Source organism: Enterobacter sp. C6 (assembly GCF_008122455.1).
Taxonomy (GTDB): Bacteria; Pseudomonadota; Gammaproteobacteria; order Enterobacterales; family Enterobacteriaceae; genus Enterobacter; species Enterobacter pseudoroggenkampii.
In genome coordinates this window covers 20534-40071 of record NZ_QPFW01000219.1, presented here as the reverse complement: position 1 = coordinate 40071, position 19538 = coordinate 20534, and the positions used below count along the sequence as shown (strand labels likewise).

Here is a 19538-nt window from a genome sequence, read left to right as displayed (position 1 = left end):
GAGGCGGTAGTTCTTATCTTCCATACAGTCGTTGATATGCTGGTATCCGGCCAGATAGCCCAGATACGCCAGGAACGAGTGGCTGCCGTTGAGCATGCGCAGCTTCATCTCTTCAAACGGGATCACGTCCGACACCAACTCGGCGCCAGCTTTTTCCCATTCCGGACGGCCCGCAACAAAGTTATCTTCGATCACCCACTGACGGAACGGTTCACAGGCTACTGCCGCCGGATCGCGCACGCCGGTCAGCCGTTCGATTTTATCCAGCGTGTCGGGGGTGACCGCAGGCACGATGCGATCCACCATGGTTGACGGGAAGGTGACGTTAGCCTCGATCCAGTCCGCCAGCTCACCGTCTACCGCCCGGGCATACGCGCAGGTGACATTGCGCATCACGTGGCCGTTCTCCGGCATGTTGTCACAGGACATCACGCTAAACGCCGGCAGACCCGCCGCTTTGCGACGCGCCAGCGCTTCCACGATTACACCCGGCGCAGATTTCGGCTGGTGCGGGTTTTGCAAGTCGGCGACGATAAACGGATGATCGAGCATCAGTTGCCCGGTCGCGGGTGAGTGGCAGTAGCCTTTCTCGGTGATGGTAAGCGAGACAATCGCCACCTGCGGTTCACACAGCGCTGCCAGCACCGTCTCCAGCCCGTCTACCTGCGCATGGAGGGCCTTTTTGACCACGCCCACCACGCGGGAGGTCCACGCATCGGCAGACATCTCCGCCACGGTATAGAGATTATCCTGCGCGTTCAGATCGGCAATCTGCTGCTCGCCGCCAATCAGGTTAACCTCACAGTAACCCCAGTCGCTGCCGTGATCAGCGGCGAGGATATCGGCATACACTGCCTGATGCGCCCGGTGAAATGCGCCAAAGCCTAAATGAACGATGCGTGCTTTAAGGCTGTCGCGATCGTACTGAGGCAGCGTCGCGTTGGCCTGTAATAAGGTATTTTCCATGATTAAGACTCGTTAATTAGAAAGCTGTGGTTCGCTGCCGCTCCTTCTGAAGCGGCAGCGCCTGCTGACTACACCAACTAGAATGGCAGTTGGGGTAAAAAAATAACTGCCATCAACCATACTGATACTGACGTTTGAGATTTTGATTTATATTAACTTTTGCTCATGTGGTGTGACATAAACATAAAGTTGTGTGATAAGTAACTCAAGATATAAACCATCAGCGCCGCGAGGAGATCGCGCCGTAACCCACACGCTCTTCTGGTGAGGACTCCGCTGCGTCTTGCGCCGCGCTCAAATCACGGTCGCGCACTTCCGGCATCAGGATCGCCGAGAGCAGCCCAATCACGGAATAGGCCACCAGCATGGCAACAATCGGCCACCAGGAGCCGGTCATATTGCAGAAAATCCCCGCCAGTACCGGACCAAAGCCCACAGCTACCAGACCGCCCGCCTCTTTCGAGATAGCCATACGGGTAAAGCGATTTCGCGAACCAAACATCTCCGCCATAGTGATATTTTCCAGCGCGAACAGCCCCAGAACGGCGAAGTTATGGATAACGATGATAGAGAGCATGATCGTCCCCGGCGCATAGCTCTTATCGACGATGATCGACAGCATCGGGTAGGCGAGCAGAATGGCGGAGATATTGAGGATAATGTACGGCAGACGGCGCCCCACTTTATCGGAAAGCCAGCCCAGCAGCGGGATGGAGATAAACCCGAGAATGGAGCTGATCATCAGCGCATCGGTAGGGATGGCCTTATCGAACAGCAGCGTCTGGACCAGATACCCCGCGAGGAACGTCTGGATCAGACCCGAGTTGCCCGCCTGGCCGAAACGCAGGCCGGTCGCCAGCCAGAAGGATTTACTTTTCACCATTGAACCGAGCGATGTGTCCGGCTGCACGGTTTGCGCATCGTTCACTTTCTCAAAGACCGGGCTCTCCTTGAGGTTCATCCGCAGCCAGATGGCAAAGATCATCACCACGACGCTGGCGAGGAACGGCACGCGCCAGCCCCAGGCGAGCAGCTCTTCACGGTCAAGGGCAAAGAACATGATGGCCCAGATCGCCGTGGCGCTTAGCGTCCCGCAGTTAGTGCCCATCGCCACCAGCGAGGAGATGATGCCGCGCTTTCCTTTCGGCGCGTACTCCGCCAGCATGGTCCCGGCCCCGGAGATTTCAGCCCCGGCGCCCAGGCCCTGAATAATGCGCAGCGTCACCAGCAGAACCGGGGCAAAAATCCCGATCTGCGCGTAGGTCGGCAGGACGCCAATCAGCGTGGTGCAGATCCCCATCATGGTGATGGTGATGAACAGCACCTTCTTACGGCCAATGCTGTCGCCCATTCTGCCAAAGATAAAGGCGCCGACAATGCGTGCGATATAGCCTGCGCCGTAGGTCCCCATCGCCAGGATCAGCGCCATCGCGGCAGACTGTTCGGGGAAGAAGATCTCATGGAAGACCAGGGCAGCCCCCAGCGAGTAAAGCTGAAAGTCCATAAACTCCAGAGCGGTGCCGAGCCAGCCGGAAACGGCGGCTTTCACCAGATCGGCAGTGGATCGTTGCGGTTGTGCTTGTGTCATGATGGCTATCTCTGAAAGGTAAGATGCGAACCACATAGAGCCTGTCTGCGCAGGCCCTTAATCGCGTAAATGATTATTGGCCGAACGTGAGCAAGACTTTGCAGCACTGCCGCTGATCTTTCTCAAACAGTTCGATGGCGTCTGTTACGTGGTGATAGTCAAAAGTATGGGTGATCAGTTTTTCCGGGTCGATCAGCCCCCTCTTCAGCCAGTCGATGACGACCGGGAATTTGTTGGCATTGAGGCGCGAGGAGAAGATCGCCAGCTCTTTGCCGGTAATGCCCTGCTGAACAATCTGGCTCGGCTCGCTGGAGAAGCCCATCAGCACGATGCGCGCCGCCGGAGAGGCCAGGGTTATCGCTTCCTGCAAAATAGATGGATGGCAGGCGGCATCAATGATTAACGTCGGTTTGATGCCTTTTTCCTCCAGCGCGTCCTGCAGCGACTGCTCGCCATTATTAAAGACCCAATCCGCGCCGCTGCGCCGGGCCATCTCAAGGCGCTCGTCTATGCGGTCTACCACGATAACCTGCTTGACCTTATAGACGCCTTTCAGCGCCTGCACGGTGACCAGCCCCATAGGGCCAGCGCCGTAAATCAGCGCTACGTCCTGTTCCGTCGGTTTCGCCTGCCCCGTTACGTTGGCGGCAATGGTAAAGGGCTCAACCATGACGGCGTGTCGGTCGGGAATGTCATCCGGGATAGGCCAGGCATTTTTAGCGGGCACTGCCGCATATTCGCTGAAGCCGCCGTCACGGTGAACCCCCAGCACCACCAGCGAGGTGCAGACGTTCGGTTTTCCGACGGAGCACGGATAGCAATGACCGCAGCTGATCACCGGGTCAACCGAGACGCGCTGGCCCAGGCGGGCACTGTCTACGCCCTCGCCCACGGCGTCAATCACGCCAAAAAATTCGTGGCCGATGACGCGTGGATACTTCGCAAACGGATTATGGCCGCGATAGATGTGGCTGTCCGAACCGCAGATCCCCGCCAGCGTGATTTTGACGCGGACGTCACCTGCGCCTGGCTCCGGGCGTGGCCGCTCTTCAATCACCAGTTCGTTCGGCTGTTGAATCACTACGCTTTTCATCGTTCGCTCCTCGTTTACCAGTTCCACAGCGTGCCGTCTTCAAGACGGGCTACCGGCAGATAGGCCGGATCGTAGGGGTATTTCGCCGCCAGTTTTTCATCAAACTCGATGCCCAGCCCCGGCTTGTCGCCCGGGTGCATATAGCCGTTATCAAAGCGCCAGCTGTGCGGGAAGACCTCCAGCATCTGTTCGGAGTAGCCCATATATTCCTGCACGCCAAAGTTTGGCACCCACAGGTCGAAATGCAGCGCGGCGGCGTGGCAAACGGGCGAGAGATCCGACGGGCCGTGCGAGCCGGTGCGCACCTGATAAAGCGAGGCGAAGTCGGCGATGCGACGCATCCCGGTAATGCCGCCCGCGTGGGTAATGGTGGTGCGAATATAGTCGATAAGCTGCTCTTCGATGAGCTGCTTGCAGTCCCAGATGCTGTTAAACACTTCCCCCACCGCAATGGGCGTAACGGTATGCTGGCGGATCAGGCGGAAGCAGGCCTGGTTTTCCGCAGGCGTTGGGTCTTCCATCCAGAACATGCGGAATGCTTCGATGCTCTTGCCGAAGCGCGCCGCTTCGATTGGCGTCAGGCGGTGGTGCATGTCGTGCAGGAGATGTTCATTAAAGCCGAATTTACTGCGCACCGCGTCGAACAGCTTCGGCGTGAAATCGAGGTATTTTTCGGTGGACCACAGCTGCTCTTCCGGCCAGTCACCTTTGGTCGCAGGCTCGTAGGCCAGCCCCTTCCCTTTGGCCATGCCGTAGGTGGTTTTCATGCCCGGCACGCCGCACTGCACGCGGATCGCCTTAAAGCCCATCTCTTTATGACGGGCGTAGTCTTCCAGCACGTCGTCAATGGTGTGCCCGGTGGTGTGGCAGTAGACCATCACCCCTTCCCGGGAGGCGCCGCCCAGCAGCTGGTAGAGCGGCATGTTGGCCGCCTTGGCTTTGATGTCCCACAGCGCCATGTCCACGGCGGAGATGGCCGACATGGTGACCGGTCCGCGACGCCAGTAGGCGCCCTTATAGAAAAACTGCCAGATGTCTTCGATGCGGTGCGCATCGCGGCCAATCAGCTGGGGGCAAAGGTGATCCTTCAGGTACGAGGCAACGGAGAGCTCGCGTCCGTTTAGCGTAGCGTCACCGAGGCCGACAATCCCCTCATCGGTGGTGATTTTAAGGGTGACAAAGTTCCGCCCCGGGCAGGTAACAAACACGTCAGCCGCGACAATCTTCATAATTCCTTTCCTTACATCGTTCGTTGTGATGCTGGAAATTTACCCACCAACCCTACTACCATACAAGTATAATGATCATAAAATCAGCTAGCGATCACAAAACCCGGGGACTCAGGCGCGCCCCCATCCCGCCACAATAATCAGCATACCGCACAGGGCAATCAGCGCCCCGGCCCAGTCGTATGCGCTGAGCTTGACGCCGTCCACCACGCGTAACCACAGCAGCGCCGTGCAGACATAGACGCCACCGTAAGCCGCGTAAACGCGCCCACTGGCCGCCGGATGCAGCGTTAACAGCCAGACAAACAGGGCCAGCGCGACGCTTGCCGGGATGAGCAACAATACGGTTCCTCCCTTCTTCAGCCAGAGCCAGGGCAGGAAGCAGCCGATGATTTCGCATAGCGCGGTGGCAAAAAAAAGCAGCGTCGTTTTAAGCATATTTCACGTCAGGTGAGGATCTATTTAACCATCATACCTGATGATGCCCTTTACTTTTCCATACTTGCTCCGCGGGTATGCCGTCATTTCGCTTTAGTGTAGAATCTGTACGGGGTAACTTGATTATCTGCACCCATTTAAAAGGAAACGCTATGACCACATTAAGCAAACGCCTTTGTCTGACAGCCCTGCTGGCGCTGTCATCGTTCGCCTTTGCCGCCTCTGCGACAGCGGAAACCAGCAAGCTCGTTATTGAGTCTGGTGACAGCGCGCAAAGCCGCCAGAACGCCGCCATGGACAAAGAACAATGGAATGACACCCGTAACCTTCGTCAGAAGGTCAACAAACGTGCTGAAAAAGAGTGGGACAAAGAAGATGTCGCTTTTGACGCGCGCGATAAGTGTCAGCAAAGTGCAAACGTCAATGCCTACTGGGAGCCTAACACTCTGCGCTGCCTGGATCGCCGCACTGGCCGCACGGTAGCCCCGTAATGTCTGGATCCTGCGACGTTAAACTCCGTCCGCTGGAGCGTGAAGACCTGCGTTTCGTCCACCAGCTCGATAATAATGCCAGCGTGATGCGCTACTGGTTCGAAGAACCTTACGAGGCGTTTGTCGAGCTGTCCGATCTCTACGATAAGCACATTCACGATCAGAGTGAACGTCGGTTTGTGGTGGAGTGTGAAGGCGAAAAAGCCGGTCTTGTTGAGCTGGTTGAAATCAACCACGTTCACCGTCGGGCGGAGTTCCAGATCATCATCTCCCCTGAGCATCAGGGAAAAGGCCTTGCCTCACGGGCAGCGAAGCTGGCAATGGATTACGGATTCAACGTTCTGAATCTCTACAAGCTTTACCTGATTGTGGACAAAGAGAACGAGAAAGCGATCCATATCTACCGCAAGCTGGGCTTTATGGTGGAAGGCGAGCTGATTCACGAGTTCTTTATCAACGGTGAATACCGCAATACCATTCGCATGTGCATCTTCCAGCATCAGCACCTGGCCGGGCACAAGCCGTCAGGCGCCAGCCTGCTGAAACCTACCGCGCAGTAACCTGCGCGGTTTTATTCTCAGTAATAATCAATCGTGTTCTTGATGGTGTACTTGCGCTCAACGGCGGGTTTGACGCTGTCGTCGGTGATCGTCAGATCGCAGCTCACCGGGTTATTGTGGCGATCGTAATCGCAGCTCTGCTTCACGTTGCCCAGCGGCTTGTCATTCAACATGCTCACCGCCGAGTAATCCATTCTTTTGCGAACATCTTTAGACGGCGTCGACTGGACGGACAGGTGCTGATCCCCGGAGACGGTGGTTTTGCCCAGCGGGTAACCATCCGCATCGTAGCGATACTTCACTTCCATCTCTTTGCCGTGCGCCGCCACCACAAAACCGTTGTCGTCGGTATCCCACGTCACCCCGGCTGACGGCAGTTCGGCCAGCTGGCATTTCCCCTGCAGCTTCACTTTTCGCTGCTGGGTTTCTGCGTCAAGATAGTAATTGGCATCCAGCACCAGCGCCACGCCGGTGTTGGCCTCCAGGTCGTGCAGCTCCAGCGTATCGAAACACCCTTCCGTCGAGACGGTGCCGGTGACCCGTTTGGACACTTCGCCCTTCTCGTTGAACAGCGTCTGAGTAAAGTCTTTGACCGGGCCGCGCAGCGGATCAAAATCAAATTCGTTCGAAAAACTCGCCATCTCGGGCGTAAACGACAGCGGCGCGGAGCTGTTGTCGCACCCCACCAGTGTTGCTGCCAGTAGCGTTATCGCTGCGTATTTCTTCACATTTATTACCGTAAAGGGAGATTATTCCCAATCATATTAGCAAATACAGTTGTTTACACGAAGCCTGCTAAAATTAATCTCTACACAGAGAAAAGGAGCTACAGATGAAACGGTTACCCTGGATTACCGCCCTGCTGTTAATGAGTGCCTCAACGGCCGCGCTGGCGGCACCGGATTCCTGCGAGCGCGTGAAAAGCGACATTCAGCAGAAGATTATCAACAACGGCGTGCCTGAGTCAGGCTTTACGCTGAGCATTGTGCCTAACGACCAGGCCGATCAGGCGGGCACGCAGGTGGTGGGCCACTGCGCCAACGACACCTTTAAAATTTTGTACACCCGCACAGGCAGTGGTGCGGCAGCTGAACCTCAGTAATTGACCCTCAATCCCCTTTGATTTGATAAGGATTAATATTTAGTCCCCCCAAATCAGTAACACTCACCCCATCATTAGCCCGGATATCATTTCGGGAAAAATAATACGCAATTATAATGATGGGGTGAGCCATGTCCGATATTGAACATCACGGCGGAATTAGCCGTCGAACTCTCGTGAAATCTACGGCGATAGGTTCTCTGGCGCTTGCCGCTGGCGGGATCTCGCTTCCGTTTGGTTTAAAAAGCGCCGCCGCGGCGGTGAAGAACGCCGGCCAGCCGCCTGAAGATACCGTGGTGTGGGGCGCCTGCTCGGTCAACTGCGGCAGCCGCTGTGCGCTGCGTCTGCACGTGCGTGACAATGAAGTGTACTGGGTCGAAACGGACAACACCGGCGAGGATATTTACGGTAACCATCAGGTGCGAGCCTGCCTGCGCGGACGTTCAATTCGCCGTCGTATCAATCACCCTGACCGTCTGAACTACCCGATGAAGCGCGTGGGCAAACGCGGTGAAGGCAAGTTCGAGCGCATAACATGGGATGAGGCACTGAACGCCATTACCGCCAGCCTGAAAGACGTGGTGGCCAAATACGGTAACGAAGCGGTGTATATTAATTATTCCTCCGGCATTGTCGGCGGCAATATCACCCGCTCCTCCCCTTACGCTTCCCTGGTGGCGCGCCTGATGAACTGCTACGGCGGTTTTCTGAGCCACTACGGCACCTACAGCACGGCGCAAATCGCCTGCGCGATGCCCTATACCTACGGCAGCAACGATGGCAACAGCACGTCCGACATCGAAAACACCAAACTGGTGGTCATGTTCGGCAATAACCCGGCGGAAACGCGCATGAGCGGCGGCGGGATTACGTACTATCTGGAGCAGGCTCGCGAGCGGTCCAACGCCCGCATGATCGTCATCGACCCGCGCTACACCGATACCGCCGCCGGACGCGAAGATGAATGGATCCCGATCCGTCCGGGTACCGATGCCGCCCTGGTGGCGGGCATTGCCTGGGTGTTAATCGACGAAAACCTGGTCGACCAGCCGTTTCTGGATAAATACTGCGTTGGCTATGACGAAAAAACGCTGCCGGAGGGCGCGCCCGCTAATGGTCACTACAAAGCCTATATTCTCGGCCAGGGGGATGACCACACGGCGAAAACGCCAGAGTGGGCCTCACGCATCACCGGCATTCCGGCGGATCGTATCGTTAAGCTTGCCCGCGAAATCGGCTCCGCGAAGCCGGCCTACATCTGTCAGGGCTGGGGACCACAGCGCCAGGCAAACGGCGAGCTGACGTCCCGCGCCATCGCCATGCTGCCTATTCTGACTGGGAACGTGGGGATCAACGGCGGTAACAGCGGCGCACGTGAGTCAACCTACACCATCACCATTGAACGTATGCCGCTGCCGGACAACCCGGTCAAAACGCAAATCTCCTGCTTCAGCTGGACGGACGCCATCGCCCGCGGGCCGGAGATGACCGCCCTGCGCGACGGCGTGCGCGGGAAAGATAAGCTGGACGTGCCGATTAAGTTCATCTGGAACTACGCGGGCAACACCATCATCAACCAGCACTCCGATATCAATAAAACCCACGAAATCCTGCAGGATGAAAGCAAGTGCGAGATGATCGTGGTCATCGATAACTTCATGACTTCGTCAGCGAAGTACGCCGATATCGTGCTGCCGGACCTGATGACCGTCGAGCAGGAAGACATCATTCCGAACGATTATGCGGGCAATATGGGCTATCTGATTTTCCTCCAGCCCGTGACCGCGCCGAAGTTTGAACGCAAGCCGATCTACTGGATCATGAGCGAAGTGGCGAAACGCCTCGGACCGGATATCCATCAGAAATTTACCGAAGGACGCACGCAGGAACAGTGGCTGCAGTACCTGTATGCCAAAATGCTTGAAAAAGACCCTCAACTGCCGTCCTATGACGAGCTGAAAAAAATGGGTATTTACAAGCGTAAAGATCCAAACGGACACTTTGTGGCCTATAAAAAATTCCGCGAGAACCCGGAATCCAATCCGCTGAAAACACCATCGGGCAAGATTGAAATATACTCCAGTAAGCTGGCGGAGATTGCGGCCACCTGGGAGCTGGAAAAAGATGAAACCATCAGCCCGCTGCCCGTCTACGCATCAACCTTCGACGGCTGGGACGCGCCCGAGCGTGCGCAGTTTCCGCTGCAGCTGTTTGGCTTCCACTTTAAGGCCCGTACCCACTCGAGCTACGGTAACGTCGACCTGCTGAAAGCGGCCTGCCGTCAGGAGGTCTGGCTTAATCCCATCGATGCCGAAAAGCGCGGCATCAAGAACGGCGATACGGTGCGCGTCTTTAATCGTCGCGGCGAGGTGAGAATTGAAGCAAAAGTGACGCCGCGCATCATGCCCGGCGTGAGCGCCATGGGCCAGGGCGCCTGGCACGACGCCAATATGAGTGGCGATCGTATCGACTACGGCTCATGCATCAACACCCTGACCACACACCGCCCTTCACCACTGGCGAAAGGCAACCCGCAGCACACCAATCTGGTACAGATCGAGAAGGTGTAGCGGGTTAATGGCTTGACCGTAGTTTATTCTATGGTTTGTATGATCGTTTAACACCGTCGCGCGGACACCCTCCGCGCGAACAAGGAAGATGTAATGAAAGACGTCTCACATCGTGAATCGTTCGCGTTCAGCGCCCGGGTGCTGGGTGCGCTGTTTTATTTCGCACCAGACAGCGAGCAGGCCGCGCCGCTGGTCAAAGCGCTCACCGCTGGCGAATGGGTTCAGGACTGGCCCCTGCCGCCGGAAACGCTGCGGCCCGTAGCTGACACCTTTGCCGCGGCTGCCGACGAACCGCTGACGGACGCCTGGCAACGACTGTTTATTGGCCCTTACGCCCTGCCCGCGCCACCGTGGAGTTCCGTCTGGCTGGACCGCGAATCCGTGCTGTTCGGTGACTCCACCCTCGCGCTGCGCCAGTGGATGCGGGAGAACGATATCGCATTTGAAATGCAGCAGAATGAACCGGAAGATCACTTCGGGACATTACTGCTGCTGGCGGCATGGCTGGCCGAGAACGGCCGCGAGGCGGAGTGCGCTCAGCTTCTGGCGTGGCACCTGCTGCCGTGGAGCACCCGCTTCCTGTCGGTGTTTGTCGACAACGCCGGACATCCGTTTTATACCGCGCTGGGTAAGCTTGCGCAGCTGACGCTTGCGGACTGGCGATCCGGGCTGCTTATTCCGGTTGCGGAAAAGACGCTGTATCGCTAAGGGGTTTGGCTTGCTCGCGGTTGGCGGGCAAGCCTTTAACCAGTTATCCCTCTCCACCCGATTCACTCGCACTCTCTTTACTTTGAATGAACCGCAGTGCCAAATAGAGGTCTGGCGCCAGAATCATGTCATCATCATTCATCGTTGGCCGACTGTCTTTAAACCAGCGTGTTAATTCCGTTTTCCTGCCCGCGAGGATTAATTTAATCTGTCGACCTTTCAGGTCACGCTTTAACTCATTAATGGTTGCCAGGACACTGATGTCTGAATAGGTGAAGCAGGCAACGGCATCAATCACCACCCATTTAGGCTGTAAAGCGGCACCATCAACCAGGTTCAATACCCGGCGTTTAAAATAAGCCACATTAAAATAGGTCAACGGTGAGTTAAATCGATACATCAGTACGCCAGGAACCATTTTAATATCGGTGGTATTCCCTAACGAGTGAATCATTCCATCTTCGTCAGTGCCCAGCAGGTGCTCAGAGGGACGAAACACCGTACGAAGGAACTGTAACAGCCCAAGCAACACCGCAAGGCCGATCCCCTGGATAACGCCGATAATTAACACACAGCCAAAGGTGAAGAAAGCCAGGCGAAATGCCTGTTTATTTCTGCGCCTCAGGTTCCATAGCCCTCGTAAATCAATCAATGACCACGATGCATACATTAGAACAATACCTAACGCAGATACCGGAATGTATTGTAATGGTTGAGTGAAAAATACCACGACGATACCGATGAGTAAGGCTGCGACCACGGAAACCAGCTGACTTTTCCCACCAACCGAATCATTAACCGCGGTCCGGGAATCGGCGCCACTGATAGCAAACCCCTGAGATAACCCAGACATAATGTTCGCAATACCCAGAGCCCGGAACTCAGCATCAGCATTAATTTCATAGCCATTTTTTGCGGCGAAACTGCGGGCGGTCAGCATCAGACTGACAAAACTCACCAGGGCCAGGTTCAGCGCCGGGATCACTAAATCACGCATCGGACCGGGCTGGAACGCCCCCCAGTGAACGACGGGTAAACCAGACTGGAAGCCATCCCCACCGATAGTGGCAATACCATACTGTTGCGCAGATGTCCCCCATACCAGTGCCGTTGTTATCACAATGGCAATTAAAGGTGCTGGCCACTGGCTGCGGTACGTTTTGATAACCATTAAAATAATTAACGTTATAAGCGATATCCCTATCGTTAATAAATGGCTGTCCGAAAGTCGGCCTGGCAAGGCCATTATTTTCTCAATAACCTGCGCTTCATCTAGCTTGATCCCAAAAACCTTGCCTAATTGCCCGACAATAATCGTCACGGCTACGCCATTCAGCAAACCCGTAAGAATGGGATGAGAAAGCAGATCGGCAAGTGCGCCCAGGCGAAATTTACTGGCAAGGAGGCACCACCCGCCCATCATCAATGTCATGATGATCGTCAGTTGCCAGTGCAGTTCGGGGTTACCTGCAGAGAGAGGAAACACGACGGCCGCAATCACCGCGCAGGTCGTAGCATCAGGGCCAACAATAAGCTGACGTGAAGAGCCAAACAGTGCATAAGCTATCATCGGTAAAATGCAGGAATACAGCCCTACTATTGCCCCAACCCCCGCCAGCTCAGCATAAGCAATAGCAACGGGTAGCGCGACAGCCGCAACGGATAACCCGGCTTTAACATCATGTTTTAGCCAGCTTTTATCGTAGGCTAACAAATTTTGTAGCCCTGGCATGTAGTTCAACAATAGCTTTCCGACCACGTTATTCTCCGGACATTAATATTACCCACGAGATGTTGGCACACTTTTATGTGAGGTTCTGGCTTTCAAATGCTCCTGACGGAGGCCCCGCCGCTCAGGTCCTGTAAATGCTTAACCATTTTATTATTCTGACTGGTGTTAAACATAGTTCAAAAACGAACGGTTAGTCGGAGGTGGAACCGGCAGCCAGGTCGCCGACGTTGTAACCCGTTATTGGTAGTTGAAAAGAGGCCAGGAATTACGGAAGAATATTTAAACATTACTGAAGCTTAAATGGATTGCGGGGTAAGAAGTGGGAATGTCTCAAGCAGTAAAGAAAATCGCTATGGTGGCTATACTGGTGAACCTGGCCGCGGGATGCGCGCCGCTACACCCTTCCGGTTGCCATAAGACCACGGCAACGGGTAATTGCGGTTCAGGACGCTGGGACGATCGGGATGAATGGGGCGCGCAGGCGCGGGCAATCAGGGCGGCAATAAACGCCGAAATTGAAGAGCCACAAAACTGGAAAGGGAAAAAATGCAGGTTGCATATGGAATTTGCTCAGGATGGCACACCTTTAAGCATCTCGACCAGTAACGGCAATAGAGCCTATTGCGAAGCGATAAAATCAGCCGCCCATAAAGCCAAATTCCCGGCCTTCAGCAATCCAGAAGTTTATAGAGATTTTCAAAGATCCGGCTTCGACATGCGCGGCTAGCATCATGATTATGTGTTGAATGGCGCGCTTTGCTCAACTCAGCCATGCTGCTTCAGGCCATGTACTCTTTATGTCATGAGCGGATTTTTTGGTAGTTTCAGTAGTACTGTATTTCAGCATAATGCACCTGTCTGTAAGCATATTGGTGAACCTGTCCCCTGGATAGAGTAACTGACAACATTTCCTGGGCTGACATGCGTGCCGCTGACATCAACTATGAGAGCGATTGCACACTTCCGCTCCTCGATCCAAACTGACCTACTATTTCTCCAATGTCAGGTTTGTGCCAGGAGCGGATCTTGCAAAATTGGGTTGTTTTAAACAAAACGTAACGTCACAACCAGCCGACACTCTCTCGCCATTTATAATTAGTAGTTTTATCATTTTCGCTTATTTTTTTAGAGATAGAGCGAGGTTCTCTTCCTAGATACTCAGATATTTCTGTCGGGGATAAATCAAAATCGACAAGCATGACTCTAAGTTTTTCCATTTCCTTTAAAGTCCAGGGCTTGCCATAATTTTCATAAAGAGAGACCTTATGCTCCCTGACAGTTCGCTTTCTCAGAGTTTCACTTTCCCTCTGAAAAATCTCACTTTTAAACTGTGAACGGAACTCTTTATTGAAATTGTCATCAGTTTTTTTGTTATACAGATTGCTAAAGATAAGCTGGGATGCCGGGTCTAAATCAGGCACATCAACAATAAAAATCTTGACTTTTTCCATATTTGGTTATTCGATTTTACCCAATATGCTTAGTTGTTTTATATTAAAAAAACCTCTCAAATCAAAACATTTAATGAGCTTTGATTGGATTACACTTTCAATCCTGCTTGCATTTGAATAACAGTAGCTTGCCATTGGAAGGGCCCATACTACCAGTTGTGGAATATATTTTTCTAATGCAATGCTCTGCCATTTAGTATCAAAGATTTGGTTTTTTGCTAGCATGTTTTTCGGCAAATCAGAATGTAATGTCGTAGATGCCCATATCTTATAATCCTTCGCCAAGGCTTGATAGCGTTTTGTGTGGTTATGAATTTTATAAGCTGACATGAAGCGATACACGTCGTCATCATGACCCGCGTCGTAAATTGTTCGGTTTCCTCTCAGGTAACCCTCGTAATGTTCGTCTATCCTTCTACCTACATTACAACTTACTCCAACGTAAACCACACGATTGAAAAGTCCTTTATGGACAATAATATAAACTCCACTACAGCCAGATTTCCTGGCCTCTGATATAGATCCTAAAAATCTCCATTCCATAATAAAATCCATTATTATTGCTACTATTTTTTGTTTATCATTATTTTCGTGAAACTTCAACAAATTCATCCAGGAACTAAGAGCAAAGACTTATATAATTATATTTAACATCGTTGATTATCATTACCTGCTCCCTGTTGATTCACACAGAATGCTGTTAGCAATTTCCGCTCCTCGCTCACAAACGAATAACTGTTTGTGTGGAGCAATGGGGAGCAATGGGGAGCAGGCCAATTCAACTCTTTATTCGGAAACGACACCAGCCATCTCATACAGAAGATTTCCAAACTCAATAGCGGAAGGAGTCTTTCCCCTCCTGCTCCAAATGAGAGTGAAGTAAGCGGTCGGCAATTCTGGTAAACCGTATTGTCTGTCAATAACGGTCATCCCCGGCTCCAGGTCACTATGTGGTATGGCCGTAATAGCAAGTCCAGCCAGAACCGCAGCACGCAATCCCTGCTGGCTTGGTGATGTAAAGGCCATACGCCACTTAACGTCGGCTCCGTCCAGGGCTTTAACTCCAATCTGTCGATGAACACAAGGTTCCGGAGCAAATGCCAGAGGTAGTGGCGTGTCACACTTATATTCAAAAGATCGCGCTGCTGCCCAGACAAACTGTGTTTTTCGTAACACCATGCCATCATCGTGCTTACCTGACAAAGACATTACCACTGCCAGGTCCAGCCCGTTAGCATCGACTTCTGACTGCAAGTTCAAGTAAGTATCCACAGTGACATCAAGTCGAACATCCGGAAAAAGATGGGCGAATCTTGACAACAGAGGCGGAAGCCGATTTCCCATGAAGTTTTCGGGCACACCAAACCGCACCACGCCGGAGACTGAGGAACGCTGGAAACGGCGGACCAAAGCATCCTGAGCACGTAAAACCTGGTCGGCGTAACGAACGAAGTCTTCTCCATCTTCTGTCAGAGTCAGACTACGTGTCGTTCGCATCAGCAAAGGCGTGCCCGCCTGCTCTTCAAGGCGACGGATTTGGTGACTGATGGCGGATTGGGTAAGGTTCATTCGCTGAGCCGCCCTCGTGAAACTCCCAGTGTCCTTGACTGCGATAAAAGCCCGTAAAAGATTGGTGTCAAAGTCCATATCTACGATTAATGATGAAATTTAATTAATGTAACGAAATTATATCATTTCCGTCATAGCGTCAATGACTCCAAAATAAGAGCTCAAATATTAATTGCACCTCATGATAATAATGTCCGGCTTGTTTTAAAGCCGGGAATTAATGTTCAGCTATCTCAAGCTACAGGGAACCACCATGACCATCTCCCCCTCAGCCAAAAACGCATTAACTCTTGCGGCTGTCTGTCTGGCTTCGTTGATGTTCGGTCTGGAAATATCAAGCATTCCAGTGATACTACCTACACTTGAAACAGTATTGCTTAGTGATTTCAAAGAATTGCAGTGGATTATGAATGCCTATACGCTCGCCTGCACCGCTATACTGATGGCTATTGGCACTTTGGCTGACCGTTACGGGCGCAAACGCCTTTTTGTTGTCAGCCTGATGTTATTCAGCGTGACGACGTTAGTTTGCGGACTGGCAACAAATACGTCAGTTCTCATTGCCGGTCGCTTTTTGCAGGGTATGGCGGGAGGAGCCATGTTAATTTGCCAGATCGCAGTGTTGTCCAATCAGTTTACTGAAAGTGGGGCACGTGGAAAGGCTTTTGGCTCATGGGGCATTGTTTTTGGCTTGGGGCTGGGTTTTGGTCCGATTATCGGCGCCGCAATTGTCGCCATTTCAAGTTGGGAATGGGTCTTTCTCGTTCATGTTCCGATAGCTATTATCGCGTTAGCACTTGTATTTATGGGGGTTGAGGAATCTCGTGGCCCTCAGGAACGCAGTCTTGATGTCAAAGGTATCGTATTCCTGTCACTGTCCGTATTTGGACTTGTCTGGTACATCACTCAGGCACCCACATTAGGCTTCATAAGTCCTGTTGCCATTACTCTCCTCGGTGCAACGCTACTCTGTTTGGTCATCTTTATCATGGCAGAACGGAGTAATAGTGCGCCTATGTTTGACTTCTCGGTGTTTCGTATCCGTCGCTTCTCTGGGGCATTGCTCGGTTCGGTTGGTATGAACTTCAGCTTCTGGCCCTTCATGATATATATCCCACTGTATTTTCAGAATGTTTTAGGTTATAGCAATGTCGCTGCAGGACTCTCACTATTGGCCTATACATTGCCAACATTGGTATTTCCACCAGTGGGCGAAAAGTTGTCCCTACGATACCGTGCAGAGGTTGTCATTCCGGCCGGGCTATTTACTATAGGAGCAGGTTTTCTTCTGATGAAATGGGGCAGTAGCCTGGAGTCTGCAAGTTGGTTAACAATGCTGCCGGGATGTCTGCTGGCGGGTATTGGGCTGGGTATTACCAATACGCCAGTGACGAATACCACAACAGGTTCAGTGGCGAATGAGCGCGCTGGAATGGCTTCTGGCATTGACATCAGCGCACGAATGATCAGCCTTGCCATCAATATTGCACTGATGGGGTTTATTCTTGTCGAAGGGATATCCGACCACCTTCGTTCCACATTATCAGGAGCAACAGATTTCACGCAATTGCGTCAGTTGGCTGAGGGGCTGTCTGCAGGAAATATTACGATGATGGAACAGATCACCCCAGTTATGAACATTTCCAGTACTACTGTCCAGGGAGCGCTATCTCAAGGTTTCGGATGGGTGATGATTTATGGTTCAGTTTCTGTATGGATATTGGCTATATGCAGTTTTCTTATTTTTAAAGAAAATGGCGTTAAGATACCTGGAAGTGGTGACTGGAAATGAAAAATGAAATAAAGAAAACAGTAATTGAGATCATTAAAATACTATCCTCCAATGAGGAGGATTCATGGGCAAAAACATTTGAAAAACTGGCGATCGAACTCGATATTGATTTTGAATCATCCATTTATTCATTGAAAAAACTTTACGGCGGGATGGGATCATTTAACGATATTGTTCTCCATAAAAATGGGCTGCCTCTAATTCGAGAAAATGACGCATTAGATGATTTGAGATACAAGCTCTACAAGCAACTTGACCATGCAATCGGCTTGTTAAAAGCAGGTGATTGACCATAACGTCGTTACCAGCAACGCCAGTGAGGTACTGGCGACGTTTCCGGTACGGAATACCACGCGGCTCGCCGAAACATGGCCAATCGGCGGACAACACTAAGGTCCGCTTTTCGCTCACTGCGGACCTTAAGCACAGTCAGATCGTCCGCATCGAGCCAGAGGCAGTCTGCGCCAGCCGTGTTCTGAATTGAGATTACTCGTAGGGAACGCCCTATTACACGGCTGATTTAGTCACCGCTAAACATCCTAAATTTCATCCATGGAGAAACTATTGTTCCTTTGAATCCTCATCTACCTCCGGAGAATAATGCTGACAAACACATGCCAGCTTATTCCCATCAGGATCGCGCAGGTAGGCAACATAAAAATCGGGTCCGTACGCGGTTCGTGTACCCGGCGCGCCTTCATTCTTCCCGCCCGCAAGGAGGCCTGCCGCATGGAACCGTCTGACAAGATCCGCGTTATCGGCACGGAATGCGAACATTGTCCCGTTTCCCGCCGTTGCGGGATGCCCGTCAAAAGGAGGGCAAATACAGAAGCTGAAACCCTCCTCCGGATTATTCTCATCTCCCCACATTGCCCAACCTTCTGTCCAGGCAGGCACACGTGAATAGCCAAGCACTCTAAAAACAGCGTCATAAAACGCCACGGAGCGCAGAAGGTCATTTGTACCTATGGTGATATATGTCAGCATCTTATCACACCCTCTTTGCCGTTTATCTGAGCGGACATTATACCTGGAGGCTGCTCTGCCGATGAAATAAAACTGTACTCAATAAACTATAGATTTATGTCTTATTTTGGAATGGATGTGGATATTATCATCCCCTCCGTGTTTGTCATTACAGCACAATGGAGCTTTAGATAAATCCGTCAACCACATGTGCTGTAATTGTCAGCAAGAGGTTCCGCCCCGCCATCTAAACCGGAGCGGCTTATATACGGCTCAAGACCACCAGCCGCCGCAACCCACAATTAAAAACTGTACGTCACCTTCAAACTCCCCGTAGGGGACGTTTTACGATGCACAATCGGGCTATCCCCCGCATCCCCCGTCAGCTGCGTCACGCCCGCTGAGGCAAGCACGCTCCAGCGCGAGGTGAGCTTGTGGGTCCAGTCCAGATTCATCGACCAGGCATAAATCCCGGACCCGGCGTCATGTCGGGCAAAGCCTGATGCGGCCGACTGGGCGGCGTTGACCCCGTAGTAGGTCTGCATATACTTGTCGGATCCCCAACTGCCTGTCAGCGCCAGCGTCACCGCATTTGTTGGTGAGGTGTAGAACGGGCTGGAAATGCCGAAATGTACCGCTTCACCGTTGTCCCTTTCAGAAACCGGTACCTCAGCCTGCAGCTGCAGATGAAGCCAGTCGGTCACCTTGTACTCCAGCCCAGGCACAACGACAGCCGAGCCTTTTATCTCGCCCATCCCCCGTAGCTCGTCGCTGCCGGAGCTGATCGAATCGCTGCTCACGTCTTTATCTTTACGACCAACTCGATAGCTCAGCGCTGCGCTGTAATCCAGGTTACCAATGTTGTTGCCGTAACCGATCCCCCGCGTGGTACCGATAAAAAAACCGTTGGCCATGGCGTAATCCACCACCTGAGCTGCGCTGACGCGAGTTTTATCTGAACCCGAGTAGCGTGGCGCGACGTCCACGCCGCCCCCCAGGGTTAAGACGTTATCCTGACCCTGTTCTGCCGCCAGTACGGGCGTGGCCAGGAACGCCAGAACGACGCCCGGCGCGATGTTTTTCAGGCTGCGGCCCGAAAGTAAATGGGGGAACGTATGACGCAGTTCGATGTTTCTCATTACAGAAGCCCTTTTGGATTCAAATGATGACGATGCATGCGGTTAACCGCCAGAACGCCCATTTTGAATACTGACCCTAAGGTTCTGATGAGCCGAAAATGAAGAAACACTGAAGCGCGAGCAGATGCTGTAACCCGGACAGAT

At 52.7% G+C, this 19538-nt stretch carries 18 protein-coding genes and 1 pseudogene; 8 read left to right on the top strand and 11 right to left on the bottom strand.

What is annotated here, in order from left to right:
- From DOU50_RS12115 to DOU50_RS12095, 5 genes are all read right to left on the bottom strand, one after another.
- On the bottom strand, positions 1 to 966 hold a 966-nt coding region (locus DOU50_RS12115; RefSeq protein ID WP_148769468.1), incomplete at its 3' end, for a mannitol dehydrogenase family protein.
- A gap of 220 nt (positions 967 to 1186) precedes the next feature.
- A complete protein-coding gene (locus DOU50_RS12110) occupies positions 1187 to 2554 on the bottom strand; it encodes an MFS transporter (protein ID WP_024909095.1) in 1368 nt (455 codons plus the stop codon).
- A 73-nt stretch (positions 2555 to 2627) separates the two neighbouring features.
- Positions 2628 to 3647 carry a Zn-dependent oxidoreductase gene (locus tag DOU50_RS12105; protein WP_148769467.1) on the bottom strand — a complete coding sequence of 340 codons (1020 nt, stop codon included), beginning with the start codon at positions 3645 to 3647 and terminating at the stop codon, positions 2628 to 2630.
- 14 nt (positions 3648 to 3661) lie between these two features.
- Positions 3662 to 4876 carry a D-mannonate dehydratase ManD gene (manD, locus tag DOU50_RS12100; RefSeq protein ID WP_023292552.1) on the bottom strand — a complete coding sequence of 405 codons (1215 nt, stop codon included), beginning with the start codon at positions 4874 to 4876 and terminating at the stop codon, positions 3662 to 3664.
- Positions 4877 to 4987: 111 nt separating this feature from the next.
- Positions 4988 to 5314, bottom strand: a complete 327-nt coding sequence (locus DOU50_RS12095; RefSeq protein WP_048989542.1) for a YnfA family protein — start codon at positions 5312 to 5314, stop codon at positions 4988 to 4990.
- A gap of 152 nt (positions 5315 to 5466) precedes the next feature.
- Here DOU50_RS12095 and DOU50_RS12090 point away from each other — a divergent pair, with 152 nt between their 5' ends.
- Together DOU50_RS12090 and speG are read left to right on the top strand one after the other, a co-directional pair.
- Positions 5467 to 5805: a DUF1283 family protein gene (locus DOU50_RS12090; protein WP_028017573.1), complete on the top strand. Its 339-nt coding sequence runs from the start codon at positions 5467 to 5469 to the stop codon at positions 5803 to 5805.
- Complete coding sequence (gene speG / locus DOU50_RS12085) at positions 5805 to 6365, top strand: spermidine N1-acetyltransferase (RefSeq protein WP_024909098.1); 561 nt, start codon at positions 5805 to 5807, stop codon at positions 6363 to 6365. Before DOU50_RS12090 ends, speG begins: the two co-directional genes overlap by 1 nt.
- A 17-nt stretch (positions 6366 to 6382) precedes the next feature.
- Here the strand turns inward: speG and DOU50_RS12080 are convergent, their stop codons facing one another.
- Entirely contained in the window at positions 6383 to 7093 is a 711-nt protein-coding gene (locus tag DOU50_RS12080) for a YnfC family lipoprotein (protein WP_048989545.1), read from the bottom strand.
- Positions 7094 to 7197: 104 nt separating this feature from the next.
- Between DOU50_RS12080 and DOU50_RS12075 the strand changes: the two genes are divergently transcribed.
- The 3 genes from DOU50_RS12075 (at position 7198) to dmsD (ending at position 10745) form a co-directional block, all read left to right on the top strand.
- A complete protein-coding gene (locus DOU50_RS12075) occupies positions 7198 to 7467 on the top strand; it encodes a DUF1161 domain-containing protein (protein WP_024909100.1) in 270 nt (89 codons plus the stop codon).
- Between the two features lie 131 nt (positions 7468 to 7598).
- On the top strand, positions 7599 to 10037 hold the full coding sequence (gene ynfE / locus DOU50_RS12070; protein ID WP_148769466.1) for a selenate/tellurate reductase subunit YnfE: 2439 nt from the start codon (positions 7599 to 7601) through the stop codon (positions 10035 to 10037).
- Positions 10038 to 10130: 93 nt separating this feature from the next.
- Positions 10131 to 10745, top strand: a complete 615-nt coding sequence (dmsD, locus tag DOU50_RS12065; protein ID WP_148769465.1) for a Tat proofreading chaperone DmsD — start codon at positions 10131 to 10133, stop codon at positions 10743 to 10745.
- A 43-nt stretch (positions 10746 to 10788) separates the two neighbouring features.
- Here the strand turns inward: dmsD and DOU50_RS12060 are convergent, their stop codons facing one another.
- Positions 10789 to 12504 (bottom strand): SulP family inorganic anion transporter, encoded by a 1716-nt coding sequence (locus tag DOU50_RS12060; protein WP_032651138.1) that lies wholly within the window; start codon positions 12502 to 12504, stop codon positions 10789 to 10791.
- A gap of 298 nt (positions 12505 to 12802) precedes the next feature.
- On the opposite strand from DOU50_RS12060, the gene DOU50_RS12055 reads away from it, so the two are divergent.
- Positions 12803 to 13204 carry a cell envelope integrity TolA C-terminal domain-containing protein gene (locus DOU50_RS12055; RefSeq protein ID WP_148769464.1) on the top strand — a complete coding sequence of 134 codons (402 nt, stop codon included), beginning with the start codon at positions 12803 to 12805 and terminating at the stop codon, positions 13202 to 13204.
- A 334-nt stretch (positions 13205 to 13538) separates the two neighbouring features.
- On the opposite strand, the pseudogene DOU50_RS12050 reads toward DOU50_RS12055, so the two are convergent.
- Positions 13539 to 14483: pseudogene (locus tag DOU50_RS12050) on the bottom strand (GIY-YIG nuclease family protein).
- Between the two features lie 231 nt (positions 14484 to 14714).
- Entirely contained in the window at positions 14715 to 15575 is an 861-nt protein-coding gene (locus tag DOU50_RS12045) for a LysR family transcriptional regulator (RefSeq protein WP_048989552.1), read from the bottom strand.
- A gap of 175 nt (positions 15576 to 15750) precedes the next feature.
- Between DOU50_RS12045 and DOU50_RS12040 the strand changes: the two genes are divergently transcribed.
- Both DOU50_RS12040 and DOU50_RS12035 read left to right on the top strand, forming a co-directional pair.
- Entirely contained in the window at positions 15751 to 17289 is a 1539-nt protein-coding gene (locus DOU50_RS12040; protein ID WP_148769463.1) for an MFS transporter, read from the top strand.
- On the top strand, positions 17286 to 17579 hold the full coding sequence (locus DOU50_RS12035) for a DUF6966 domain-containing protein (protein ID WP_061715348.1): 294 nt from the start codon (positions 17286 to 17288) through the stop codon (positions 17577 to 17579). The genes DOU50_RS12040 and DOU50_RS12035 overlap by 4 nt, the downstream gene beginning before the upstream one ends.
- 271 nt (positions 17580 to 17850) lie before the next feature.
- On the opposite strand, the gene DOU50_RS12030 is transcribed toward DOU50_RS12035, so the two are convergent.
- Both DOU50_RS12030 and DOU50_RS12025 read right to left on the bottom strand, forming a co-directional pair.
- Positions 17851 to 18276 carry a VOC family protein gene (locus DOU50_RS12030; protein ID WP_148769462.1) on the bottom strand — a complete coding sequence of 142 codons (426 nt, stop codon included), beginning with the start codon at positions 18274 to 18276 and terminating at the stop codon, positions 17851 to 17853.
- 281 nt (positions 18277 to 18557) lie between these two features.
- Positions 18558 to 19394: a MipA/OmpV family protein gene (locus tag DOU50_RS12025; protein ID WP_148769461.1), complete on the bottom strand. Its 837-nt coding sequence runs from the start codon at positions 19392 to 19394 to the stop codon at positions 18558 to 18560.
- Positions 19395 to 19538: the final 144 nt, after the last annotated feature.